Raw genomic sequence first — 23,874 nt, forward strand, 5'->3', positions numbered from 1 at the left:
CCGTCCCTTGCGGACGTCAGAGCGGCCGGGGAAGATCCCAGTCGGGGCCGAACCGGGCCGGCGTCCACATCGGATCCGGGCGGAAACCCACGTGGCTCCCGTCGAACGGGTACTCCTTCGCTTCGATCTGCTTGACCACGCGCTCCCCCTCCGCCCGGATCTCCGCCGCCTCGTCCCGGCTCCAGAATCCGTCCTGGCCCGTACGCTCGGCGAACTCGTCCTCGTCCTTCCAGCGCCAGGTGCCGTCGGGCTCGACCCAGATGTCGAGTGCGTGGTCCCGGGTGTCGAGCCCGCCGGACCAGCGGACGGCCGGGGCTTCGAGGTTGACGTACCAGCCGAGGAAGGCGAGGTCCGGCCCGAAGAACCACCAGACCGAATGGGCCGCCCCGGTACGCGTCAACGTCAGGATGCTCGTGCCGCGCCAGTGTCCGGGGGTGAGCATCGTCGGGATGGACAGCCGACGGCCCAGCGGCATCTTGCGGATCGAGTCGCCGCTCAGCATCGTACGCACGGCCGCGTCGCTCCCGGCGGCCGTGAAGGCCAGCACGTCGTGGCCGTCGTCGGCGACGACCAGGGCGGCTTCGACGGCGGAGATGCGCCCGTTCGGCCGGACGTTGCGCCGCACGATCGACTGCCCGGGCGCGAAGCGGGTCGAGGGGTTCGTCATCCCACCATGATCCCCCGCCCTCTTGATCCCGTTCGGATCAGGGATCGCCACGTAATCTTGGCCCAAGATTCGGGTGACTTCCCTGATCCAAACGGGATCAAGCCGACGGGATCAAGCCGACGGGATCAAGCCGACGGGATCAAGCCGACGGGATCAAGCCGACGGGATCAAGCCGACGGGATCAAGCAAACGGAATCAAGAGAGGGTCGTGCGGATGTGGCGGGCGGCCGCCACCAGGTTCCCCAGTGCCGCTTCCACCTCCGCGTACGTGCGGGTTTTGAGGCCGCAGTCCGGATTCGCCCAGGCCCGGTCCCCGCCGAGGCCCGCGACCGCCTTCGACAGCCGTGCCGTGATCTCGGCGACCCCCGGTACGCGCGGCGAATGGATGTCGTAGACGCCCGGTCCCAGCCCGCGGCTGAAGGACGAGGCGGCCGACAGCACGACGTCTCCGGATCGGGCGGATTCCACGGTGGTCACGTCGGCGTCGAGCATCTCCACCGCCGCCAGGATGTCCTCCACCTGCGAATAGCAGAGGTGCGTGTGGATCTGGACGTCGTCGGGTACGCCGCCCGTCGCGTACCGGTAGGCGTCGACGGCCCAGGCGAGGTACGCGTCCTGTTCGGACACCCGCAGTGGGAGCAGTTCCCGCAGGGCGGGCTCGTCGACCTGGATGACGGCGGCCCCGGCGCGGACGAGATCGTCGACTTCGGCGCGCAGCGCGCGGGCGACCTGCTCGACGACCGCGCGGACGGGCAGGTCCCGGCGGACGAAGGACCACGCGACGATCGTGACCGGGCCGGTGAGCATGCCCTTGACCGGCTTGGCCGTCAGCGACTGCGCGTAGGAGATCCAGTCGAGCGTGATCGGCTTGGGCCGCCGCACGTCGGCGTGGATGATCGGCGGGCGGGTGCAGCGGGAGCCGTACGACTGGACCCAGCCGTTGCGGGTGACCGCGAAGCCGTCGAGGTTCTCCGCGAAGTACTGGACCATGTCGTTGCGCTCGGGTTCGCCGTGCACGAGCACGTCGAGGCCGAGGTCCTCCTGGACGTGGACGGCGCGGGCGATGGCCGCCCGGATCCGTTGCGTGTACGCGTCCGCCGACAGGTGGCCGGCGGCGAGACCGGCGCGCGCCCGGCGAACGTCGTCGGTCTGCGGGAAGCTGCCGATGGTCGTGGTCGGCACGGGCGGCAGCTGCAGGCGCGCCGCCTGGGCCGCGGCGCGTACGGGATAGGGGCTTCGCACCGGCGGGACGAAGGGCGACGGGACCGAGGGCGGCGCCGAGACGACGGGCGGGAGGGCGACCCCCCGGGACAGGGCGACGATCTCCGCGACCTTCTGCTCGGCGAACGCGAGCCGGTCGCGCAGTTCCGGGTCGAGGTCCGGCTCCAGGTCCAGGTCGTAGGGCACGTGCTGCAGCGAACACGAGCTGGACACGACCACCTCGCCCACCTCGGCCAGCCGCGCCAGCGTCGCGGCAACCGCCGGGTCCGTGCGCCACACGTCCCGGCCGGACACCACGCCCGCGAAAATCGTCTTGCCCCGCAACGGTTCCAGGTCCGCCGGCAGGTCACCGCGGACCAGGTCCAGAGCCAGGCCCTCGATCGGCGTACGCGCCAACGCCGGCAGGGCCTCGCGCAGTTCTCCGAAGTAGCCGGCGACCACGATCCGCGGCCGGTCCGCCACCCCGCCCAGGACGGCGTACGCCTCCTGCGCCGCCGTGATCTCCTCGGCGGTCCGGTCACCGGCGAGGGCCGGCTCGTCGAACTGCACCCAGCGGACTCCGGCCGCCGCGAGCAGGCCGAGCAGGTCCGCGTACACGGAGAGGAGTTCCGGCAGCCGGTGCAGCGGCGAGCCCTTGGCGAGCAGGAGGAAGGTGACCGGGCCGAGCAGGACGGGCCGGGTGTCGAGGCCGAGGTCGCGGGCCTCGACCCACTCGGACAGCGGCTTGTCCGGGTGGAGGACGAACGGGGTGTCCTCGTCCAGCTCGGGCACGATGTAGTGGTAGTTCGTGTCGAACCACTTGGTCATGCGCAACGGCGCGAGGGTGCCGTTCCCCCGCGCCATCGCGAAGTACGCGTCCAGCGGGTCGAGGCCGCGGAAGCGTTCCGGCACCGCGCCCACCAGCACCGCGGTGTCCAGCACCTGGTCGTAGAACGAGAAGGTGTTCGACGGCGGCGCGGTCAGGCCCAGCTCGGCCAGCCGCAGCCAGGTGCGGCGGCGCTCGTCACGGCCGGCCGCCAGCAACGCGTCTCTCGCCGTCCGTCCTGACCAGTACGCCTCGAGCGCCTGCTTGATCTCGCGCCGCGCGCCGATGCGGGGGTAGCCGAGGACCGTGCTGCCGTACATGGAACTCTCCTTTGCGTCCGGTGTGGGTCCACAGGTTGCCCGACACCGCCTGGCGCGCGTGGGATCCATCAGCGGCCCTTATGGCCGGTACGGCAGGATGGACAGCTGTGCCGACGCTGCCGGATCTCGCCGCGTTCGCCGCGGTGGCGCGGCGGGCGAGCTTCTCGCGGGCGGCCGTCGAGCTCGGGGTCACGCAGCCGGCGGTCTCCCAGGCCGTCGCGCGCCTCGAACGCGAGCTGGGCGTACGCCTCGTGCACCGGACCAGCCGGACGGTCGAGCTGACCGAGGCCGGGCGTACGCTGCTGGGTCCGGCGGAGGCGGTGCTGGACCAGGTCGCCGCGTTCACGGCCGAGGCCGCCCGGTGGTCGACGACCGAACCGTCGGGTATCAGGCTCGCTTATGCACCCCTCGTCGGTACGCTGGCCGCGCGGACGGCCCGGCGGTTGTCCCAGCGCAAACCGGCGGTCGCGGTGGATCTCGTGCCGCTCGGCGGGACGGCCGCCGCCGAGGCGCTCCAGCGGGCCGAGGTCGCGGCGGCGCTGTTGCACACGCCGTTCCCGCCGGGGTTCGCGTCGACCGCCCGGTTCCGCGTACCGGTCACGCATCTGGCCGTGCCCGCCGCGTCGGCCCTGGCCACGTCCACCGGCGTACGCCCGGCCCAGCTCTTCCAGCACGAGCTGCTGATCCCGCAGCCGTTGTGGCCGCGGGCGAGCCGGACCGTCGAGCATCCGCGCCTGGTGGCGGTCGGCGACGACGTGAGCGCCGGCCTGGACCTGGTGGCCGCCGGGCGTGGACTGCTGCCGGTCCCCCGCCTGACCGCCGACACGGTACGCCGGCCCGACCTCGCCTTCGTCCGGCTCGACGGCGTCGACCTGGCGTTCACGTTCGGGCTGGCCTGGTCGCCCGAGCGGGCCGGTCCCGAGGTCGTCGCGCTGGTCCAGGCGGTGCAGGAGATGCTGCGGACCATCTGAGCTGCTGATTCGAACGGCGACGGGCTCATTCGAACAGCGAGTGGTGCGTGCCCTTCGGCTCCTCGTGGTAGCGCTGCCGCCGCCGGTGCTGGATGACGAACAGGTCCACCAGGGCGATGAGCGCGAGGACGCCCAGCAGGATCGCCGGAACCACCCAGCCGGCGAAGGCGGCCCACACCGCCAGCGGCAGGCTGAGGATCAGCCCGAAGCTGGCGAACACCAGGCGGAGGTTCAGCGCGCTCCGCGCGTCGCGCGGCTCGGTCATGCCCCCCATTCTTCCCCCGATACGCCTCCGCCGATACTCTCCGTCCATCTATGATGTCAGAAAGACGTCTTGCGTGACATCACTCATGACATCACACTAGTGATCATGACAGTCACCCCCACCGTCGAGATCGCCGACCCGCCACCGCCGAGCCTGTGGCGCAACCGCGCCTTCAATCTGCTGTGGACCAGCCAGGCGCTGTCGGGCCTCGGTTCGGCCATGTCGAACCTTGCCCTGCCGCTGCTCACCCTCGGCATCACCCGCTCGCCGATCCAGGCCGGCGTCGTCGGGACCGCCTCCGCCGTGGTACGCCTCGCCTGCCAGCTGCCGGCCGGCGTACTCACGGATCGGATGGACCGGCGCAGGCTGATGCTGATCTGCGACGCGGTGCGGCTCTTCGCGTACGCCCTGCTGGGTTTCGCCGTGGTGACCGACCGGGTGACGCTGGCGTGGATCGTCATCACCGCGTCCCTGGTGGCGGTGTTCAACGTGGCCCATGAGAACGCGCAGTTCAGCGCGGTCCGCAACGTCGTGCCGCTGGTCCAGGTGCCGGACGCGACCGCGCGCAACGAGGCCCGCCAAGCGACCGTGTCCCTCGTGGGACCCCCGATCGGCGGCCTGCTGTACGCGGCCGGCCGCGCGGTCCCGTTCTTCGCGGACGCGGTGTCCTACCTGCTGTCCTTCATCGGGATCGCGCTGATCCGGCGCCCGATGCAGCAGGAGCGGACCGAGGCGCGCGAGCACCCGGTACGGGAGATGATCGAGGGTGTGCGGTTCACGCTCACCCAGCCGTTCCTGCGCTCGGTGCTGCTGATCGCGCCGCCGATCAACCTCGCGTTCAACGGCATCCTGTTCGCGATCATCGTGATCCTGCAGCAGCAGGGCGTGTCCCCGGCGCTCATCGGCACCACCGAGACGATCGTCGCGGTCGGCCTGCTCGCCGGTGCGCTGCTCGCCCCCGCCCTGGCCCGTCGTGTCCCGCTGCGCTGGCTCGTCTTCGGCATCTGCTGGATCGGCGTCGCGCTGTTCGCGGTCGCCGCGCTGCTCACCGGGTCCATCCTGGTCGCGGCGCCGATCGCCCTGGCCATCGCGTTCGGACCGGCCTGCAACGCCGCGCTCTTCGGCTACCAGGCGGCGGTCACGCCCGACCGGCTCCAGGGCCGCGTGATGTCCGTGATCATGCTGCTCGCGATGAGCCTCGCGAGCCTCGCCTCGCTGCTCGGCGGCCTCTTCGTCCAGTGGTGGGGCGGCCCCGGGACGGTCCTGGCGTTCGGCGCGATCCTCGCGGTCTCCGCCGTGGCGGCCACCTTCAGCAAGGGCGTACGCGACATGCGGCCGCTCGGGGAAGTGACCGCCCCGGCCTGACGAACCGCCTGATCCCCGCCGTCCGGACCGGTCAGCAGCTCTTGTGGAACGGCGGGACGGCCGGCGGCGGATCGCCGGGCGCCAGATACCGGCCGATCGCCCGGAACACCGTGTCGCTCGCGTTCGGATAGTTCCCCTGGCAGTCGAAGGCGCCCGGCAGGAAGGTCACCGCCACCGAGATCCCGATCCCCTCCTGCGGCAGGTACGCCTCGGTCGCCGCGTACCCGCCCAGGAGGGGGTTCTGCAGGATCCAGTCGCCCGAGCGCACGATCCCCAGCCCGTAGTTGTACGCGGTCTGCTGCGTGAAGCACGACGGTACGCAGTTCGCCTGCTTGCGACCGACGCCCATCAGCAGCGGGTCGGTCATCGCGTGGTAGCTCTCGGAGGTCAGCAGCTTCCCGGTGCCCACCGCGACGGCCGTGGTCGCCAGGTCGTCGATCGTGCTCGTCTCGCTGGCGCCGGTGGGCGTACCCCAGTCCGCGTTCCAGTAGGTGGCCTCCTCGTAGAAGCCGCGCGTCGCCGGGACGCCCAGGGCCGAGCGCCGCTCCGAGCTGTACGCGTGCAGCGCCGGCTCCGGCACCGACCCGGTGTCCGAAGCGGTCGTGCCGGTGAGCCCCATCGGCACCAGCACTCTCTCCCGGAGCAGTCGGTCGAGCGGCTTCCCGCCCACCTTGGCCAGGATCTCGCCGAGGATCATGAAGTTGGTGTGGGCGTAGCTCCAGCCGGTGCCGGGCGGGAACACCACCGGCCGGCGGAAGGCGTACGCGAGCCGGCGCTCGTAGCTCCACGACTGGAACGGATCGGCGTTGAAGTCGGCCAGCCACCGGGGGTCGGATTCGTAGTCGGGATAGCCGGACGTCTGGTTGGCGAGCATCTTCAGCGTGACCTTGTCCGCCTCGGGCAGATTCGGCTCCCAGCGCCGGATCGTGTCGTCGAGGCCGACGGCGTGCTCCTCGACCAGGAGCATCAGCAGCGTCCCGATGTACGCGAACGCCACCGCGCCGTTGCGGAACCGCATGTCCGTCGTCGCCGGTACGCCGTCCAGCGACTCGCCGAACGCCCGCTCGACGACGACCGTATCGCCCCTGGTCACCTTGACCAGCAAGGATCTCAGCGAACTGCCGGCCATCGCTCCCCGGATCATCGACGCGATCCGGGCGGCCTCGGCGGACGCCGGGCCTGGCGATGCCGGCGCCGGAGCCAGCGTCGGCTTCGGCGTCGGTGCCGTGTGGACGATCGCCGGGCCGAGCAGCAGGCCGGCACCCAGAACGGCCATCGCCACGACCGCCCGCGTACGCCGTTCGCCCATCGCACCCTCTTCCGTCGTGACCCTCCACGATGGTAAAAGCGGCAAAGGTCGCAAGACCCGCGATTCCGGATTGTCGTCGGGGCGGTCGTCCCCGGCGATCGATGGCATGCTGACTTCATGGAGACCGTCTTCGAAGCGGCCGGCGGTACCGAGGGCATGCTCCGGCTGGCCGACGCGTGGCATCGCCGGGTCCTCGCCGACGAGGTCGTCGCGCACGCGTTCCACCACGGGTTCAAGCCCGATCACACCGAGCGGCTGGCGGCATACTGGGCCGAGGCGCTCGGCGGGCCGGTCGCGTACACGGGCGTCTACGGCGACGAGTCGTCGGTCGTGCGCAGGCACAGCGGCAACGGCGAGCACACGGAGATGGACCGGCGGGCGATCGCCTGCTTCGACGAGGCGCTGACGGACGTCGGGATCACCGAGGACCCGCTGCGCCAGGTGCTGCACGACTACTTCGCGTGGGCGACCACGACCACGATGAACCGGTACCACGACCCCGCCGAAGACGTCCCGGAAGGACTGCCGCTCCCCCGCTGGTCCTGGACCGGCCTACAACCCTGACCCACCCCACCTTCCCCGCCCGCACCCGCACCCGCACCCGCCTCAAGATCCGGTTTGGATCAGGGAAATCACCCGAATCTTGGGCCATGATTCGGGTGAAAACCGTGATCCAAACCGGATCTTGGGGCGGCCGCACGGGCGCTGCGCGGTTTCAGCAGCGTTCTGAATGACGAGACGGTCTAGATCCGGTCGAGGAAGGCGAGCGATCGCTCCAGCGCCAGCGCGGCCGACTTCTCGTCGTACTGGTCGATGCTGCTGTCGGCGAACAGGTGGTGCTCACCCGGGTAGAGGAACAGCTCGCCGTCCGCGGCCTGCTCGACGATCTGCCGGGCGAACTCGATGTCGCCCTCGCCGACGAAGAACGGGTCCTGGTCGGTCGCGTGGATCTGCACCGGTACGCCGGCCGGCCAGTCGCCGCCGAACTCCGACGGCGGCGCGGCGGAGTAGTAGAACAGCGCACCCCGCGCGCCCGGCCGGGTCTGGGCGAGCAGCTGCGCCGCCATGACGCCGAAGGAGAACCCGGCGTACACGAGGTTGTCGGGCAGCCCCTCCGCGGCCGCGGCGCCCTTGCCGATCATCTCGCCGAAACCCTTGCCGCGCAGGTACGCCATGCCCTCGTCGATCGTCGGGAACACCTGCCCGTCGAAGAGGTCCGGCAGGTGAACGGTGTGCCCGGCCTCGCGCAGCGCCTCGGCGTACGCGCGCACGCCGGGGGTGAGGCCGAGGGAATGGTGGAACAGGAGTACGTCAGCCATGGGCCGAGTTTTTCACGAATTCCCGACATCTTCCGTCGGGATCCGCGATCGGTTCACCCCGTCCTGGAGGCGATCGGCGAGCAGGGTCATCTCCGCGACCAGCTCCGGTGGGCCGAGGACCCGGAACGCGGGGCCGAGCAGCGCCATGTGCAGCGCGATCAGGCCGAGCGAGTCGGCACCGATGCGCAGCAGGCAGCTACGGCCGTCCACGTCCTCGACGACCGCCACCGTCGGGGGCACCTTCGCGGCGACGGCCGCCGCCGGGGCGTACACCTGGATCGTGGCTTGATGCCGGTAGGGGCCGCTGGTGATGGAGTCGGCCACGTACGCGGCGGCGTCGGGCGGGTCGACCGGGGTGAAGCGGACGCCGGTGCCGCGCGGGCCGCTGATCCGGTCCGCGCGGAACGTACGCCAGTCGTCGCGGTCGAGGTCGCGGGCGACGAGGTACCAGCGGCGTCCGGAGTGGACGATGCGGTGCGGTTCGACGGTCCGTTCCGTGAGCGTGCCGCCGTGGTCGCGGTACCCGAAGCCGAGGCGCTCGTGGTGCTCGCACGCCTCGGCGAGGATCGCGAGCAGTTCCCCGTCGATGGCGGCCGCCGGGTTGGGCAGGGCCTCGGTGGCCGCGCCGACCGCCCGGGCCCGCCGCCGCAACCGGGCGGGCAGGATGCGCTCCAGTTTGGCCAGCGTACGCTGCGCGGGCTCGGCCAGGCCGGTCGCCGAGCGCAGGCTGAGCACCAGCGCGACGGCCTCCTCGTCGTCGAGGGCGAGCGGGGGCAGCGCGGTGCCGGCCGTGAGCCGGTAGCCGCCGCCGACGCCCCGGCTGGCCGCGACCGGGTAGCCGAGATCGCGCAGCCGGGTCATGTCGCGGCGCAGTGTGCGCTCGGTGACCTCCAGCCGCCCGGCCAGCTCGGGTCCGGCCCACTCCGGTCGGGTCGGCAGCAGGGTCAGCAGGCGTAGCAGTCGCGCCGAGGTGGTGAGCACGATTTCGATCGTGCCACGGATAGCGGACCGGAACTGACCGCAATCCGCCCTATGGTGAGGTCATGGCTTACACATTCCAGGTGGTTCAGGACAGCGCCCACCCGCACGACCAGGCCGACTGGTGGGCCGAGACGCTCGGCTGGCAGGTCGAGCCGTCCGACGAGGACTTCATCCGGCGCATGGTCGCCGAAGGGCACGCGAGCGAGGCGGACACCACGACGCACGGCGGTGTCCTGGTGTGGCGCGAGGGCCAGGCGATCCGGCATCCCGACGGGCTCGGCACCGCGCCGCGCGTGCTGTTCCAGCTCGTGCCGGAGGGCAAGACGGTCAAGAACCGGATGCACCTCGACGTACGCATCGGGGACGACGACCGGGACGAGGTCGTCGCCAAGCTGGTCGCCCGCGGCGCGACGCGGCTGTGGGAGGGGCGCCAGGGGCCGCACACCTGGGTGACGATGGCCGATCCGGAGGGCAACGAATTCTGCGTGGCCTGATATCTGAGGCCCGGCCGGGTCGGCCCAGGCTATCGCGGCGGATCAGGGGCGATCCTGGCACGCCATGTCGTCGACCGCCGTCTCCACCGCCGGCGCAGCTTCACAACGAGCCCCACGCAGGCCAGTACGACGAGCCCCAGCGCGATGTACGCCCAGTTCTGCGCTTGCCACGGCGACGGCCTCAGCTGTGGGCCGTCGAGGGGCCACTGTTCCAGTGCGTTGCGGGGATACTGCGGGCACCCGTACCCCGCTGCCCGCAATGGAAGAGCCTCGGGGCTCCCACCGTCCGGGAGACGCACGATGGCGCAGGAGTTGTCGACGTCGTTGGTCACCGACAGGACCGGAGCGCCTTGCCGCCACGCGATGAGCTCCGGCCGATCCGGCCGGCCACGGACCGCCTCGTCCGTGACCGTTCCTGTGTCGACATCGAGATACTGCAGGTGGAACCGCTGCAGGGCCGATTGTTCGGGGATGGACCCGTCGCAGGACGGCGACGTCGGGCATCCCTCGGTGAAGGTGAGGATCAGTCGTCTGCCATCCGGCGACCAGGCGGCGCTGCCCGCGATCTGCTGCCGCTCGCCGAGCGGCAGCGTACGTTGCACCGTGCCGGTCGCAACGTCGAGGATCAGCAACTCCTGGTTTTGTCGGTCACGGCCGACGGTGATGGCGAGCCGGGTGCCGTCAGGCGAGAACGCCGCCCGGAAGACGTCTGCCTCAGCGACGTGGACGACCCGTAGGCTGCCGTCCGGCACGCTGACGATGACGATGTTGTCCAAGCGTGTCGGATCGTTGATGCGCTCACCGGTCGGGCCGGTGGTCGGCACTACGTCGTCCTTCCCGACAACGGCCACGGCGCTTCGGCTGTCGGGCGACCACACGGCCGGCCAGGCCGACGAAACGGCAGGACTGAGCTTGCGGGACTGCCCGGTGACCAGGTCGACAAGGTTGTCGCCCAGGAAGTAGCGGCCGTCCGGCGACAAACTGCCGGTCCACTCGCCGGGGTCGTGATAGATCAGCCGGAAGGAGTCGTCCTGGCCCACGACCACCAGTGACGGCTCCAGATCGAGACTGTGCCCTGTCTCGAACACAAGCTTCGCCGGCCCGTTCGGATCCTCGCTGAACGTCTGCTGCCACAGGTACGGCTGAGCGACCCAGGTCGGCAGCGTACGGTCGTCGGTACCCGCGAACCGCGACCCGGTCGCGTTCGGCCACGGCAGCCACATCGCGGTCACGCTCACCAACAGGCAGGCGAGAATCCCTGCGGCCCGGCGCCGCCGGCGGATGCGACGTCCGCGCCGCCAGAGGTCTTCCGGCATACGCATGTCGGGAGCCTCGCCGGCGAGATCGACCAGAGCTCGATGCAGCGTTGCAGTCATCTCGACACCTCCTGCAGGTCAGCCAGTTCTGGGGCGATGGAACGCAGCCGGGCCAGCGCATCACGGGTCTGGCTCTTCACGGTGCCCGTCGATACACCGAGGACCTGTGCCGCCTGAGCTTCGGTCAAGTCCTCGAAGTAGCGCAGCACCAGCACGGCCCGCTGTTTGGGGGCCAGTTTGGCCAGCGCCTGACGAACGGCGATCGCCGTCGTCGCCGGCCCGTGCGGGTCCGCCCCGGCGACCTCCGGCACGGCGGCGACCGGCAGCGGCTCCCGTCGCCACCTTCTCCACCAGGAGACATGCTGGTGGTACAGGACGCGCCGCACGTAGGCGTCCGGGTTGCCCTCCGCGACGATCTGCTCCCAGCGGGAAGCGACCTTGGCCAACGTCTGCTGGACCAGGTCCTCCGCCAGATACGAGTCGCCTGTCAGCAGGAACGCCGCACGCACGAGCACCCCCAGGCGCGCGTGCACATACTCCCGGAACGAATCCGCAGGACCGGCTGTCATCACTGGCACATCGAAATCACTGGCACAGGAAGATACACGCGCCGAAGGTGTCCATTGGAGGGGCGGCCGGGTCGCTTGTTTGAAGCCGATCAGCCGGTAGCCCGCAGGGCGACGCGGCTGTGGGAGGGACGCCAGGGGCCGCACACCTGGGTGACGATGGCCGACCCGGAGGGCAACGAATTCTGCGTCGCCCGACCGGGCACCGGCCGGCCGGCGGGTGGGGGGAACACGCCGTCGGCCGGCCGGTGGATCAGTGGCGCCGGAAGGGTGGCGCCGGGCAGGGAAAGTCCGGTCAGTGGCCCGGTTCCTGCGCCGCCTGGCGGGGCATCAGCGCGGCGACCGGGATGCTGAGCGCGGTGGCGGCGAGGACGACGAGCAGGGTGACCCTCATCGCGTGGGCCGGTCCGGCGGTCGCGGCCTGGAAGAAGACGGACGTGACGGCGGCCGAGCCGATCGCCGAGGACAGCTGCTGGATCGAGCTGAGCGAGCCGCTGGCGCTGCCGGCCTCGTCGGGCCGCGCGTCGCCCAGGGCGACGGTCGGGATCGTGGTGAAGCAGAGTCCGAGCCCGACGCCGATGACGAGCAGTGCCGGGGCCAGTGCCCACAGGCTCAGGTCGGTCCCGGAGTGCTCGACGAGGGCCAGGACCCCGCCGCAACCGGCGAGGACGACCGTGAGACCGAGGAAGACGAGCCTGCGGCCGAGCTTGGCGACCAGTCCGCCCATGGCCGCGAACGAGGCGCCGATGAGTCCCAGGGTGAGCGGGACCAGCGCGAGCGCGGCGTCCCGCGGGCCGGCGTGCAGCCCTTCCTGCAGGAACAGCGACAGCACGAAGATCAGGCCGGTGCCGGCGGCGAAGGCGACCAGGCCGACGAGCATCCCGGAGGTGAAGCCCCGGTTCTTCAGGAGCGAGGCCTTGATGAGCGGGTGGGCCGCGGTCCGCTGCCGGTAGGCGAAGGCGGCGAGGAAGAGGACGCCGACGGTGACCGAGCCGACCGGCAGGGCGCTCCAGCCGTTGGTCGAGCCGTCGATCAGGCCGTACAGCAGCCCGATCATGGTCACCGCCAGCAGGCCGGAGCCCCAGCCGTCGACCACGGTGGACCGGTCGCCGTCGTCGTCCCGCGGCAGGATCCGGGCGGCCAGGACCAGTCCGACGGCGCCGAGGACGATGTTGGCGAGGAAGATCGGGCGCCAGGACAGTCCGAACAGGTCGGCGCTGATGATGAAGCCGGCCAGGACCGGGCCGACGACACTGGACAGACCGAGAACCGGGCCGAAGAGCCCGAACGCCTTGGCGAGCATGTCGCGGTCGAACGTCTTCGCCATGATCGCCATGCCCTGCGGCAGGAGGAGTGCCCCGAACGCGCCCTGCGCGACCCGGGCGGCGATGAGCAGGGTCGGGTCGGGCGAGAAGCCGGCGACCGCCGAGGCCAGGGTGAACCCGCCCATGCCGATCAGGAAGAGCCGGCGCTGCCCGAACTTGTCGCCCAGCCGCCCGCCGACCAGAAGCAGCACCCCCATCGCGAGCATGTACGCCGGCCCCAGCCATTTGATCAGACTCTCGCCGCCGTGAAGGTCGGCGGCGATGGTGGGGGCGGCGATGTTCGTGACGGTCGCATCGATCACGTCGAGGGCGTCGGCCAGCAGGACAAGCCCCAGGATCGCCCAGATCAGGCGGCTGGGGCGGGGTGTGACCACTGTGCGCGGCTGCGTCGTGGCAGTCATGGTGGAACGTCCTTCCGTACCGGGGCGCCGCTCCTGGGCGGCCTCTCGTCCCCCACTACGAACGCGTCCGGCCCGATCCGACACCGGCCGCCGAGATTTCTTCGAGAACTTCGGAGCCGCCGGGAGCACGAGAATGGAGAGCGCTCTCCAATCAACGTCGAAAGAAGGGGCCTTCCGGCCAGGATGGCACGGAGCTCGAGAAGCGATTCACACCTTTGATGGTCATTTTGAGCGCCGGCGCGATGGCAACGACTGCGGCAACAGGATTGACGCCCGTACATCGCGAGCGTACAAAGGTACCTAATCCGGAGAGCGCTCTCCACGCTCGCACCACGTCACCCTGTACGCCTCTTTGCCCGAGGAGTCGACTCATGACACCCGTGCCTCTCTCCGACCCTGCCCGGACGGCGGACCCCGCCCGTCGGGGCTTCGCCGCCGACAGATTCAGCACGACCTTCAAGCGCGCGGCCGCCGTCCTCGCGGCCGCGCTCGTGACCGCCACCGTGATCGGCCCGGCGACCCACGCCGAAGCCGCCTCCGTCCTGCTGTCCCAGGACCGGCCGACGTACGCGTCGTCCCTGGAGAACGGCGGGACCGCGGCCAACGCGGCGGTCGACGGCAACACCGCCACCCGGTGGGCCAGCCAGCCCACCGACGCCCAGTGGCTGGAGGTCGACCTGGGCTTCTCCGCGAACATCACCCAGGTCGTCCTGCGCTGGGAGAACGCCTACGGCAAGTCCTTCCAGATCCAGACCTCGGCCGACGATCTGACCTGGACGAACGCGTACACGACCACGGCCGGTCCGGGCGGCGTGCAGACGCTCAACGTGACCGGCACCGGCCGCTTCGTCCGCCTCAACCTGACCCAGCGCGGCACCGGCTACGGCTACTCGCTGTGGGAGTTCCAGGTCTACGGCTCCTACGTCGCCCTGCCGACGTCCGGCTGGGTCCTGGCCAACCCGCAGGTCACCACGACCGCGTCCCAGGCCAACCCGCCGCACGCGTACTTCCACGAATTCCAGACGAACTGCTCGGTCGTGAAGGACCTGCCGGACGACCCGATCGTCTTCCCGGGCCAGCCCGGCGCGTCCCACATGCACACGTTCATGGGCAACACCAGCACCAACGCCAACAGCACGCTGGCGTCGTTGCAGGCGGCCACGTCCACGTCGTGCCTGGCCCCCGGCGACAAGGCCGCGTACTGGATGCCCACCATGTACAACGGCAGCACCGCGGTGGAGCCGGTCGGGCCGCAGGTCATCTACTACAAGACCAACCTGATCGACTACACCAGCGTGCGCACGTTCCCGTTGGGCCTGCGCTACGTGGTGAACACGCCGAAGACCAACGCCCTGGAGTTCATGAACTTCCCCGGCGTGGTCGAGGGCTGGGAGTGCGGCGAGAGCTACCACAACGCCGACTTCCCGCTCAGCTGCCCGGCCGGCACCCAGGTCAACATCCGCCTGCAGGCACCGAGCTGCTGGGACGGCAAGTACCTGGACACCCCCGACCACATCGGGCACATGGCGTACCCGGTCAACGGGCGCTGCACCATCTCGCACCCGGTGGCGCTGCCGATGATCGAGTTCAAGATGGCCTTCCCGGCGGGCACCGACCTGTCGCAGATCCGGCTGTCGAGCGGGCGGGGCTACTCGTTCCACTACGACTTCTTCAACGCCTGGGACCCGGCCACCCTGGCCGCGATGGTCACCCACTGCATCGTGGGCGGCCTGCAGTGCGACCCGCACGGCTACGACCAGGAGCACCCCGAGAAGGGCGCCGTCCTCAACGCCCAGTACCAGCTGCCGTAACCGACCGATCGATCGAGCCGCCGCACGCCGGTGCGGCGGCTCCCTCCTCTCCGGAGTAACCGTGCGCCGCCTGCTCACCGTCCTCGCCGCCGTCGCCCTCGCGGCCTGTTCCAGCCCCGCCCCCGCGCCACCGGCCGGTCCCGACGCCCTCACCCGCATGGTCTGCGAGCAGGAGGTGCGCGAGGAACTCGCCGCCGCCCTCGGGGTCGACGCCCAGCCGCAGGGCACGTGGACCCCGCCCACCTACACCTGCGTGTACGCGTACCCCGACGGCCGGTTCACGCTGACGATCCGGGAACTGCCCGACAAGGCGGCGGCCACGGCGTACTACGAGGAGCGCCGGAACGCGGCCACCGCTCGCACGGAACTGCCCGGCATCGGCGAGGCGGCGTTCTCGGTCGCCGACGGGTCGATCTACCTGCGCAAGGACGCCAAGGTCCTGTACGCCGACGTCAGCGCCCTGCCCGACAAGTTCGGCAATCCGCCGATCACGAAGGTACGCGCGGCCCTGTCGATCGTCACGACGGTGATGCACTGCTGGACCGAGAACAGCTGAGTCACCGGTCGCGGCGACGCCGGTAGCCCGAGGTCCGGGTGACAGGGGCGAAGCCGAGCGACCGGTAGAGCCCGGCGGCGGGCGCGTTGTCGGCGTCGTGGTTCACCGACACCGTCGTCATGCCGGCCGCCCGCATCCGGCGCAGCCCCTCGGCGAGCACGGCCCGGCCGAGGCCCCGGCGCTGGAAGTCCGGATGGGTGCCGACCGGTTCGAAGTGCCCGAGCCGGTTGCGAAGGTCGGTCCAGTACACGGCGAACGCGGCGATCCGGCCGTCCGGCGCCTCGGCCACGATCTCCCGCGCGGGGTCGAAGCCCGGCCCGGTCATGACCTCCCGGTACGCGTCGCCGGTCCAGAACGCGCCGAACGCCGCGTTGCGGGCCTCGGCCAGGCCGCCGGCGTCCGCCAGGCGCGCGGAGCGGATCCGGAACCCGGCCGGCATCACCTCGGCCGGAGCTGTCTCGGCCGGGTTCGCACCCAGGCGTACCTCGGTCACGTCGTCCCACGTTCGGAAGCGCTCGAAACCCAAGCGTCGCAACAGTTCCCCGCGTACGCCGTCGCAGTCGTACGCGTCGGTCAGGACGTGCTCCTCGGCCGGATCGGCGTACGCGTCGGTGACCGCGTACGCGTGCCGCAGCATGGCCAGTTCGGCCTCGGATCCCCGCACGGCGGGCGCGGCGAAGACGTCGAAGGCGCACCCGAACCGCAGCGCGATGGAGATCCCGAGGACCTGCCCGCCCCCCTCGAAGACCTGGACGAGTTCGCCGACCGGTCGCCGGCCGCGCAGGTTCTCGTAGATCCGGTGCGGCAGCTCCCCCACATGGTCGTACGCGCACCGCCCGGCGGCGGCGATCCAGCCGGCCACGGTGTCCTGGAGCGTCACGAGATCGGCGTCGGCGTACGGGCGGTTCTGCACGGTCTCTCTATAGCAAAACGATCCCCGCCCGGGGACGCCGGGCGGGGATCGTCGCGGGCAGCCTCAGGCGTTGATGGACACCACGTCGACCACGAACACGAGCGTCTCGTTCGGGCCGATCACGCCGCCGGCACCGGCCGCGCCGTAGCCCAGGTTCGGCGGGATGACGATGAGGCGGCGACCGCCGGCCTTCGCCCCGACCAGACCCTGGTTCCAGCCGTCGATGACGCGCGCGCGGCCGAGCGGCGACACCGTGAACGGCGCGCCACGGTCCCACGAGGCGTCGAACTGCTTCTGCGACGACCAGGAGACGCCGACGTACTGCACCGACACCGCGTCGCCGTCCTTGGCGGCCGGGCCGCTGCCCTCCACGATGTCGGTCACCTGCAGCGTCGACGGCTTGGCCGCCGCGTCGCTGAAGGCGATCTCCGGCTTCTTGGACAGATCAGTGCTGACGTTCACGCCACCTCCGCCTTTCATTTGGGTGTCCCCGCCGCCACCGCAGCCGGCCACTCCGGCTGCGAGCAGTCCGCCGAGCGCCAGCCCGGCGAGGACGCGTTGAATGATCCGCACCCCGCGAGGGTACAGGCGCGGACCGCCGGGCGCCGGGAGCCGGCGTCGATTCGGACACCTCTGCCGTCCAGGGCCGGAAACGGTATGTTCGGACCTCATGAGCCGTCTATCGACGATCTTTTCCGTACTGGCCGCGGCTACCCTCGTGGTCGTGATCTCCCCCGCGCCCGCCGAGGCCCACCCCACCCCCGTCCCCTCCTGGCAGGACTTCAGCACCGGCTCGGCGAGCAGCCTGCGCGGCCTGTCCGCGGTCAGCCGCCGGGTCGCCTGGGCCAGCGGCAGCGAAGGCGAGGTCCTGCGTACGCTCGACGGCGGGCGTACCTGGTCGCACGTGGGGCCGCCGGGAACCGCCGAGCTGCAGTTCCGCGACATCGAGGCGTTCGACGCCGACCACGCGGTCCTGATGTCCATCGGCGACACCACCGACGCGTTCCGCTTCTACGTCACCAGCGACGGCGGCGCGCACTGGACCGAGACGTTCCGCAACACCGAGGCCGCCGCGTTCTACGACTGCATGGCCTTCTTCGACCGCCGGCACGGCATCGCCCTGTCCGACCCGGTGGACGGCAAGTTCCGCATCCTCGCGACGAGCGACGGCGGGCGTACCTGGGCGGTCGCGCCGGACACCGGGATGCCCGCGGCGCTGGCCGGCGAGTTCGCCTTCGCGGCGAGCGGCACCTGCCTGACCGTGTCCGGCGGCGAGCACGCCTGGTTCGCCTCGGGCGGCGGCAGCGCGGCCCGCGTCTACCGGTCGAACGACCGGGGGCGTACCTGGTCGGTCACGGACACGCCGGTCCCGTCCGGGGCCAGCGCCGGGATCTACTCCGTCGCCTTCCGCGACCCGCGCCACGGGATCATCGTCGGCGGCGACTACACCACTCCGGACTCCGCTCCCGACGGGGCCGCGGTCTCCCGGGACGGCGGGCGTACCTGGACGGTCGGCCGGACCGTGCCGGGCGCGTACCGCAGCGGTGTGGCGTGGACGAACATCGCCGGGGTGGCGATCGCGGTCGGCCCGACTGGCAGCGACATCACCTACGACGGCGGCCAGACCTGGCACGGCTTCGACACGGGCAGCCTGCACGGGGTGGACTGCACCCGCGACGGCGCCTGCTGGGCGTCCGGCGCCGCCGGCCGCGTAACCCGCCTCACCCTCTGACCCCCCCCCTGAGTTCCGACGATCTTGCGCGAATGCCCCGAATTTCGTCCGCTATGCCGGAATAGCCCGGACATTCGCGCAAGATCGTCGCAAGAGGGGGTGGCGCACGGCGGGGGCGGCGCGGGCGGCGCGGGGGCGCGGGGGTACGGGGGTCAGCGGTCGCCGGGGGTGATGAGGCCGGACTCGTAGGCCAGGACGACGGCCTGGATGCGGTCGCGCAGGCCGAGCTTGTAGAGCACCCGGCTGACGTGGGTCTTGACGGTCTCCTCGCCGACCACCAGCCGGCCGGCAATCTCCTGATTGGACAGTCCGGCCGCGATGAGCCGCAGCACCTCGGTCTCCCGCGGCGTGAGCGCCGAGAACTCCACGGCCGGAGCCGGGCGGCGTACGCGCAGTTTCGCGAACTCCGCCACCAGCCGCCGGGTCACCGTCGGGGCCAGCAGTGCCTCCCCGGCCGCGACGACCCGGACGGCGTCGAACAGCCGCTCGGCGGTGACGTCTTTGAGCAGGAATCCGCTCGCCCCGGCGGACAGCGCGTCGTAGACGTGCTCGTCGAGGTCGAACGTGGTCAGGATGAGGACGCGGGGTCCGTCGGGGCCGTTCTCGGCGAGGATGCGGCGGGTCGCCTCGATCCCGTCCACGACCGGCATCCGGATGTCCATGAGGACCACGTCGGGGCGCCGGTCGCGGCAGACCCCGACGGCCTGGGCGCCGTCGGCCGCGTCGCCGACCACCGCGAAGTCCGGCTGCGTGGCCAGCAGCGCGCCGAACGCCGCGCGTACCACGTCCTGGTCGTCGACCACCACGATCCGGGTCGGGCTCATGCCGCTCCCCCGCTCATACGGTTCCCTTCGGCAGCACGGCTTCCACCACGAAGCCGCCCATCGGCCCCATTCTGGTCTCCAGCGAGCCGCCCGCCATCGTCGCCCGCTCGCGCATCCCGGCGAGGCCGTGGCCGCTGCCCTGCACGCCCGGTCCGGGCCCGCTGTCGCGTACCCGCACGACCAGGGCGTCGTCGCGGTAATGCAGCTCCACGTCGACGGCGGCCCCCGCGGCATGCCGCCGGGCGTTCGTCAGCGCCTCCTGCACTATCCGGTACGCGGTGAGCTCGATTCCCTGATCCAGTGGTGCCACGGCCCCTCTGACGATGAGGCGCGTACTGCCCTGGCCGAGGGCGCGTACCTCGTCGAGGAGGTCGTTGAGCTGTCCGAGGCCGGGCTGGGGGCGGCGGTTCGGCTCGACGGCGGCGTCCGCGTCCTCGCGCAGTACGCCGAGCAGCCGCCGCATCTCCGTCAGCGCGGTACGCGCCGTGTCCCCGATCGCGACGAGCCGCTTGGCCCCTTCGGGCGGCAGGCCCGGCGTGGTGAGCCGGGCGGCCTCGGCCTGCACGGCGATCATCGAGATGTGGTGGGCCACGACGTCGTGGAGTTCCCGGGCGATCCGGGCCCGCTCCCCGCGGGCGATGTGTTCGAGGTAGGAGTCCTGGGCCGCCCGTTCGACGGCGGAACTGCGCCGCAGCTCCGCCCGCAACCGCCAGGCCGCCCCGGCCGCACCGCCGAGCGCCGCCGCGGTCAGCACGAACCCGGCCGTCGTCCGGTTGCCGCCGTCCGGCGCCTGGGCCGAGATCAGCGCGTACACGGCCAGGGGCAGCAGGAGCAGCAGGAGGGTCCACAGCTTTCGGCGTACTCCCGCGATGGTGTAGAGCGCGACGAGGGCAAGCGCGCCGGCCACCGGGGGTTGGTCGCCGACGGTGAGCGTGGCGACCGCGGCGAGCCCGCTCAGCAGTGCGGCGACCAGCGGCCAGAGCCGGGCGAGGGCAAGCGGGGCGGTCATGCCGAGCGCCAGGAGCGACGCGAGCACGGCCTGATCCGGCTCCAGCGGGCCGTCGGCGGTGACCTCGAACAGGGCGATGGCGGACAGCGCCAGCGCGGCCAACGGCACCCACCTCATGCCAGCCATTCTGACCTGCTCCGACGCGGCTGTCGTCCATCGCACCAGGGGTAAGCTACTCCCCCGCGCGGGGGACGCCGGGTCCCGGACAGACCACGCTGCGGCGTGACGACCGCCGGCCCCCACCGCGAATAGGTTGCTGAGCATGCCACCTTCCATTGACGTACGCGCCGTCCAGAAGCGCTACCGCGGTACGGTCGCGGTCGACGGGCTGACCTTCACGGTCTCGCCCGGCGAGGTCACCGGCTTCATCGGCCCGAACGGGGCCGGCAAGTCCACCACGATGCGGCTGATCCTCGGCCTGGACGCACCGGACGCCGGCGAGGCCCTGGTCTCCGGCCGGCGGTACGCCACCCTGCGCGCCCCGCTCCGCGAAGTCGGTGCCCTGCTGGACGCCGAGGCGGTGCATCCCAGCCGGCGGGCACGTGATCATCTGCTGTGGATGGCGTACAGCAACGGCATCCCGAAGAGGCGCGTCGACGAGGTGCTCGACGAGGTCGGCCTGGCCTCGGCGGGCAAGCGGCGGGCGGGCGGCTTCTCGCTCGGCATGCGCCAGCGGCTCGGCATCGCGGCCGCGCTGCTCGGCGACCCGCCGGTGCTCATGTTCGACGAGCCGGTCAACGGGCTCGACCCCGACGGCATCATCTGGATACGAGGGCTGATGAAGTCGCTGGCGGCGCGGGGCCGGGTCGTGCTGGTCTCCAGCCATCTGATGAGCGAGTTGGAGGACACCGCCGACCACCTTGTCGTCGTCGGCCGGGGCAAGCTGGTGGCCGACACGAGCGTCGCGAAGCTGCTGGCGGCGGCGTCCAAGGACCGCGTCGAGGTACGCACCGCCCAGCGCACCGAGGTGATGACGGTGCTCGCCAACGCGGGCGCCACGTGCAGCATCACCGGCAACGAGGGCGTGATCGTCGAGGGGCTGCCCGGCGACCGGGTCGGACCGCTGCTGAGCGAGGCCGGGCTGTCCTTCTCCGAACTGCGCCGGCACCGGGCGACGCTGGAAGAGGCGTACATGGAGCTGACGCGGGGCGCCGTCGAGTTCGCGGTCCCCGCCGGTACGCCCTCCGGAACACAGGGGGGTGCGGCATGAGCTTCGGCAACCTGCTGCTCGCCGAGTGGACCAAACTGCGCACCGTACGCCGATGGATGATCACCCTCGGCTTCGTGGCCGTGCTGACGATCGGGCTCAGCGGCCTGGTCGCCTCGGGTTCCGGCACCGACGCCAACGACCACCGCAACTTCGTGACCGGCCCGGACGGCACCCCCGTGGCCGACTCGCTGCAGTTCGCCCACCAGACGATCACCGGCGACGCCACGGTCACCGTGCACGTCGACTCGGTGAAGGGCCTGGTCACGATGCGCGATGGCGGCCCTGACGGCGGGATGACACCCGTGCCCGACACGAAGTGGACCGGCACCGCGGGCGGTGTGATGATGAAGGACGGCACCACGTCCGGCTCCTCCTACGTCGCCGTGCTGATCAACGCGACGCAGGGCGTGCACATGCAGTCCGACTTCGCCCGGGACATCGCGGGCAGCACTGGCGACACCAGCCGGTGGCTGCGGCTCACCCGGACCGGGACGGCCGTGACCGGCTACGAGTCCGGGGACGGGACGACCTGGCAGAAGATCGGCACGATGACGCCGGCGCACCTGCCGGCCACCGCCGAGGCCGGCTTCTACACCACCTCCGCGGAGGTCATGGCGTGGTCCCGCGGGATGGGCGGCGCCTCGCTCGCGGGCCAACCGGGTCAGGGCGAGGCCGTGTTCGACCATCCTGCGCTCGACCCGGCCGGCACCGGCACCTGGCAGGAAACCAGGATCAAGATGCCGTCCGAGCTGGACCTGGAGAAGGCGATGGCCGAGGGGCGCAAGTCGGCCGACGCCCCGGCCGACGGCTCGGCCGGCGACAAGTCCGGCGACAGGTCCGGCGGCGGCTCCGGCGACCGGGGCCACGCACCGGAGCGGCGCGCCGACGGGCTCACGGTCACCGGCGACAGGTACACGCTGGTCGGCAGCGGCGAGATCGGTCCCCGCCGGCCGGCGGACGACATCGTCGAGGGGTCGCTCGTCGGGGTCCTCGCCGGCCTGCTCACCCTCATCCCGGTCGGCGTCCTGTTCGCGACCGCGGAGTTCCGCAAGGGCATGATCCGCACGACGTTCACCGCGGAGCCCCGGCGCGGCCGTGTCCTGGCCGCCAAGGTCCTCGTCCTCGGCGCGGTCTCCTACGTCCTGTCGCTCGTCTCGGTGGTGACCGCGTTCCTGGTCGCCCAGCCGCTGCTGCGCAAGCACGGGTTCACCCCGCCCGCGTTCGTCACCCCGCATCTCACCGATCCGGCCGTCGTCCGGGTGATGCTGCTCAGCGCCTTGTTCATGACGGCCGTGGCGGTGTTCGCGCTCGGGGTCGGCATGTTCCTGCGGCACGGCGCCGCGGCGATCACCGTCGCCGTCGTCCTGTTCGTGGTGCCGTTCATCGCCGGCATGCTGCTGCCCGGCGACTCCCCGAAGTTCCTGATGTACACCACCCTCGCCGGGGGCCTGGCCACCCTGCGGGCCGACCCGCCGACGAACCTTCTGGCCTCGCCATGGTCGATGATCGGGCCGTGGACCGCGATCTGCGTGGCACTCGCGTACGCGGCCGCCGGAATCGGGCTCGCCTGGTGGCGTACGCGCACCCGGGACGTGTGATGACGGCCCTCCTCCGGTCCGTGTACGCCGAGTGGACCAAACTGCGTACGCTGCCCAGCACGTTCTGGCTGCTGTTCGGCACGGCCGGGCTGCTCGCCGGGTTCGCCGGGATCGCCGCCGGGGCGCTCAACGTCCGGGAGTGCCACGACGGCTGCACCGAGGACATCGTGCAGCTGACGCTCTCCGGCGTCCGCCTCAGCCAGGTCACCGTGGCGGTCCTCGGGGTCCTGGCGGTCACGGCCGAGTACGGCACCCGCACGATCCGGCCGACCCTCGCGGCGGTCCCGCGCCGGTGGATGGTGCTCGTCGGCAAACTGGTCGTGCTCGCCGGGCTGGTGGCCGCCACGGCCGCCACGGGGGTCGGCGGGTCGCTCCTGATCGGCCGGTGGCTGCTGCCGCACAAGGGGTTCACCGCCGCGAACGGCTACCACCTGCTGTCGCTGGGCGACGGGCTGACCCGGCGGGCCGCGATCGGCTCAGTGCTCTACCTGGTGCTGGTGGTGGTGGCCGCGGCCGGGATCGGGCTGCTGATCAGGGACACCGGCGCGGCGGTCGGCTGCGTGTTCGCGTTCCTGTTCGCCGGTACGCTCGCCGCGATGTTCGTCTCCGACCCGCACTGGGCGCACCGGCTGAAGCGGTTCTCACCGATGGAGGCCGGCCTGGCGATCCAGTCCACGACGCACTTCGCCAACCTCCACATAGGAGCGTGGGCGGGCGTCGGGGTGCTGGCCGCGTACGCCGGCGGGCTGGCGCTGATCGGCTGGCTGCTCTTCCAGCTCCGCGACGCGTAGCCGCCCGCCGTGCGGCCAGGCAAGATCCCGTTTGGATCAGGGAAATCACCCGAATCTTGGACCAAGATTACGTGCGAAAACCTGATCCAAGCGGGATCTTGGAGC

The 23,874-nt window shown here is 71.5% G+C and carries 23 protein-coding genes; 10 read left to right on the forward strand and 13 right to left on the reverse strand.

Translation table 11 applies throughout. The features are described from left to right. Positions 1 to 16 precede the first annotated feature (16 nt). Both G401_RS0109715 and metE read right to left on the reverse strand, forming a co-directional pair. On the reverse strand, positions 17 to 667 hold the full coding sequence (locus G401_RS0109715; RefSeq protein ID WP_027342353.1) for a DUF402 domain-containing protein: 651 nt from the start codon (positions 665 to 667) through the stop codon (positions 17 to 19). A gap of 195 nt (positions 668 to 862) precedes the next feature. Further along, positions 863 to 3,013, reverse strand: a complete 2,151-nt coding sequence (gene metE / locus G401_RS0109720) for a 5-methyltetrahydropteroyltriglutamate--homocysteine S-methyltransferase (RefSeq protein ID WP_027342354.1) — start codon at positions 3,011 to 3,013, stop codon at positions 863 to 865. A 107-nt stretch (positions 3,014 to 3,120) separates the two neighbouring features. Here metE and G401_RS52540 point away from each other — a divergent pair, with 107 nt between their 5' ends. Continuing rightward, on the forward strand, positions 3,121 to 3,984 hold the full coding sequence (locus G401_RS52540) for a LysR family transcriptional regulator (protein WP_051366416.1): 864 nt from the start codon (positions 3,121 to 3,123) through the stop codon (positions 3,982 to 3,984). A gap of 25 nt (positions 3,985 to 4,009) precedes the next feature. Here G401_RS52540 and G401_RS0109730 read toward each other — a convergent pair whose 3' ends face one another. Then, positions 4,010 to 4,249, reverse strand: coding sequence for a DUF6343 family protein (locus tag G401_RS0109730; RefSeq protein WP_027342355.1), 240 nt, complete (start codon positions 4,247 to 4,249; stop codon positions 4,010 to 4,012). A gap of 105 nt (positions 4,250 to 4,354) precedes the next feature. Here G401_RS0109730 and G401_RS44630 point away from each other — a divergent pair, with 105 nt between their 5' ends. Next, positions 4,355 to 5,614, forward strand: coding sequence for an MFS transporter (locus G401_RS44630; RefSeq protein ID WP_051366442.1), 1,260 nt, complete (start codon positions 4,355 to 4,357; stop codon positions 5,612 to 5,614). A gap of 31 nt (positions 5,615 to 5,645) precedes the next feature. On the opposite strand, the gene G401_RS44635 is transcribed toward G401_RS44630, so the two are convergent. Further along, positions 5,646 to 6,923 (reverse strand): serine hydrolase domain-containing protein, encoded by a 1,278-nt coding sequence (locus G401_RS44635; protein ID WP_034591052.1) that lies wholly within the window; start codon positions 6,921 to 6,923, stop codon positions 5,646 to 5,648. Between the two features lie 117 nt (positions 6,924 to 7,040). Between G401_RS44635 and G401_RS0109745 the strand changes: the two genes are divergently transcribed. Then, positions 7,041 to 7,487: a group II truncated hemoglobin gene (locus G401_RS0109745; protein ID WP_027342356.1), complete on the forward strand. Its 447-nt coding sequence runs from the start codon at positions 7,041 to 7,043 to the stop codon at positions 7,485 to 7,487. A gap of 179 nt (positions 7,488 to 7,666) precedes the next feature. Here the strand turns inward: G401_RS0109745 and G401_RS0109750 are convergent, their stop codons facing one another. Continuing rightward, on the reverse strand, positions 7,667 to 8,242 hold the full coding sequence (locus G401_RS0109750) for a dienelactone hydrolase family protein (protein WP_027342357.1): 576 nt from the start codon (positions 8,240 to 8,242) through the stop codon (positions 7,667 to 7,669). A 12-nt stretch (positions 8,243 to 8,254) separates the two neighbouring features. After that, the gene (locus G401_RS0109755) at positions 8,255 to 9,223 is read right to left on the reverse strand and encodes a helix-turn-helix transcriptional regulator (RefSeq protein WP_034591053.1); all 969 of its coding nucleotides are present in this window, start codon (positions 9,221 to 9,223) and stop codon (positions 8,255 to 8,257) included. A gap of 62 nt (positions 9,224 to 9,285) precedes the next feature. Here G401_RS0109755 and G401_RS0109760 point away from each other — a divergent pair, with 62 nt between their 5' ends. Next, positions 9,286 to 9,717 carry a VOC family protein gene (locus G401_RS0109760; protein WP_027342359.1) on the forward strand — a complete coding sequence of 144 codons (432 nt, stop codon included), beginning with the start codon at positions 9,286 to 9,288 and terminating at the stop codon, positions 9,715 to 9,717. Positions 9,718 to 9,746: 29 nt separating this feature from the next. Here the strand turns inward: G401_RS0109760 and G401_RS0109765 are convergent, their stop codons facing one another. From G401_RS0109765 to G401_RS0109775, 3 genes are all read right to left on the reverse strand, one after another. Then, positions 9,747 to 11,093, reverse strand: a complete 1,347-nt coding sequence (locus G401_RS0109765) for a WD40 repeat domain-containing protein (protein ID WP_157545530.1) — start codon at positions 11,091 to 11,093, stop codon at positions 9,747 to 9,749. Beyond that, positions 11,090 to 11,602 carry a SigE family RNA polymerase sigma factor gene (locus tag G401_RS0109770; RefSeq protein ID WP_027342361.1) on the reverse strand — a complete coding sequence of 171 codons (513 nt, stop codon included), beginning with the start codon at positions 11,600 to 11,602 and terminating at the stop codon, positions 11,090 to 11,092. Before G401_RS0109770 ends, G401_RS0109765 begins: the two co-directional genes overlap by 4 nt. 292 nt (positions 11,603 to 11,894) lie before the next feature. Continuing rightward, positions 11,895 to 13,325 (reverse strand): MFS transporter, encoded by a 1,431-nt coding sequence (locus G401_RS0109775; protein ID WP_051366417.1) that lies wholly within the window; start codon positions 13,323 to 13,325, stop codon positions 11,895 to 11,897. A 371-nt stretch (positions 13,326 to 13,696) separates the two neighbouring features. On the opposite strand from G401_RS0109775, the gene G401_RS0109780 reads away from it, so the two are divergent. Beyond that, entirely contained in the window at positions 13,697 to 15,136 is a 1,440-nt protein-coding gene (locus tag G401_RS0109780) for a DUF1996 domain-containing protein (protein ID WP_084556995.1), read from the forward strand. Positions 15,137 to 15,197: 61 nt separating this feature from the next. Then, on the forward strand, positions 15,198 to 15,692 hold the full coding sequence (locus G401_RS0109785) for a hypothetical protein (protein WP_027342364.1): 495 nt from the start codon (positions 15,198 to 15,200) through the stop codon (positions 15,690 to 15,692). Position 15,693: 1 nt separating this feature from the next. On the opposite strand, the gene G401_RS52545 is transcribed toward G401_RS0109785, so the two are convergent. Next, the gene (locus tag G401_RS52545; RefSeq protein ID WP_051366418.1) at positions 15,694 to 16,605 is read right to left on the reverse strand and encodes a GNAT family N-acetyltransferase; all 912 of its coding nucleotides are present in this window, start codon (positions 16,603 to 16,605) and stop codon (positions 15,694 to 15,696) included. 63 nt (positions 16,606 to 16,668) lie between these two features. Then, a complete protein-coding gene (locus G401_RS0109795; protein ID WP_051366419.1) occupies positions 16,669 to 17,085 on the reverse strand; it encodes an FKBP-type peptidyl-prolyl cis-trans isomerase in 417 nt (138 codons plus the stop codon). 244 nt (positions 17,086 to 17,329) lie between these two features. Between G401_RS0109795 and G401_RS0109800 the strand changes: the two genes are divergently transcribed. After that, a complete protein-coding gene (locus G401_RS0109800; protein ID WP_245601670.1) occupies positions 17,330 to 18,337 on the forward strand; it encodes a WD40/YVTN/BNR-like repeat-containing protein in 1,008 nt (335 codons plus the stop codon). A gap of 152 nt (positions 18,338 to 18,489) precedes the next feature. Here G401_RS0109800 and G401_RS0109805 read toward each other — a convergent pair whose 3' ends face one another. Beyond that, positions 18,490 to 19,161: a response regulator gene (locus G401_RS0109805; protein ID WP_027342367.1), complete on the reverse strand. Its 672-nt coding sequence runs from the start codon at positions 19,159 to 19,161 to the stop codon at positions 18,490 to 18,492. 13 nt (positions 19,162 to 19,174) lie between these two features. After that, positions 19,175 to 20,287 (reverse strand): sensor histidine kinase, encoded by a 1,113-nt coding sequence (locus G401_RS0109810; RefSeq protein ID WP_245601671.1) that lies wholly within the window; start codon positions 20,285 to 20,287, stop codon positions 19,175 to 19,177. A 145-nt stretch (positions 20,288 to 20,432) separates the two neighbouring features. Between G401_RS0109810 and G401_RS0109815 the strand changes: the two genes are divergently transcribed. From G401_RS0109815 to G401_RS0109825, 3 genes are read left to right on the forward strand one after another with little or no spacing between them, the layout of a single operon-like run. Further along, entirely contained in the window at positions 20,433 to 21,380 is a 948-nt protein-coding gene (locus G401_RS0109815) for an ABC transporter ATP-binding protein (RefSeq protein ID WP_027342369.1), read from the forward strand. Next, complete coding sequence (locus tag G401_RS0109820; protein ID WP_027342370.1) at positions 21,377 to 22,978, forward strand: ABC transporter permease subunit; 1,602 nt, start codon at positions 21,377 to 21,379, stop codon at positions 22,976 to 22,978. Before G401_RS0109815 ends, G401_RS0109820 begins: the two co-directional genes overlap by 4 nt. Beyond that, positions 22,978 to 23,769: an ABC transporter permease gene (locus tag G401_RS0109825; RefSeq protein ID WP_051366443.1), complete on the forward strand. Its 792-nt coding sequence runs from the start codon at positions 22,978 to 22,980 to the stop codon at positions 23,767 to 23,769. Before G401_RS0109820 ends, G401_RS0109825 begins: the two co-directional genes overlap by 1 nt. The last annotated feature ends 105 nt before the right edge of the window (positions 23,770 to 23,874 follow it).

Origin of the sequence: Hamadaea tsunoensis DSM 44101, from assembly GCF_000428945.1 — a bacterium.
Lineage (GTDB): Bacteria > Actinomycetota > Actinomycetes > Mycobacteriales > Micromonosporaceae > Hamadaea > Hamadaea tsunoensis.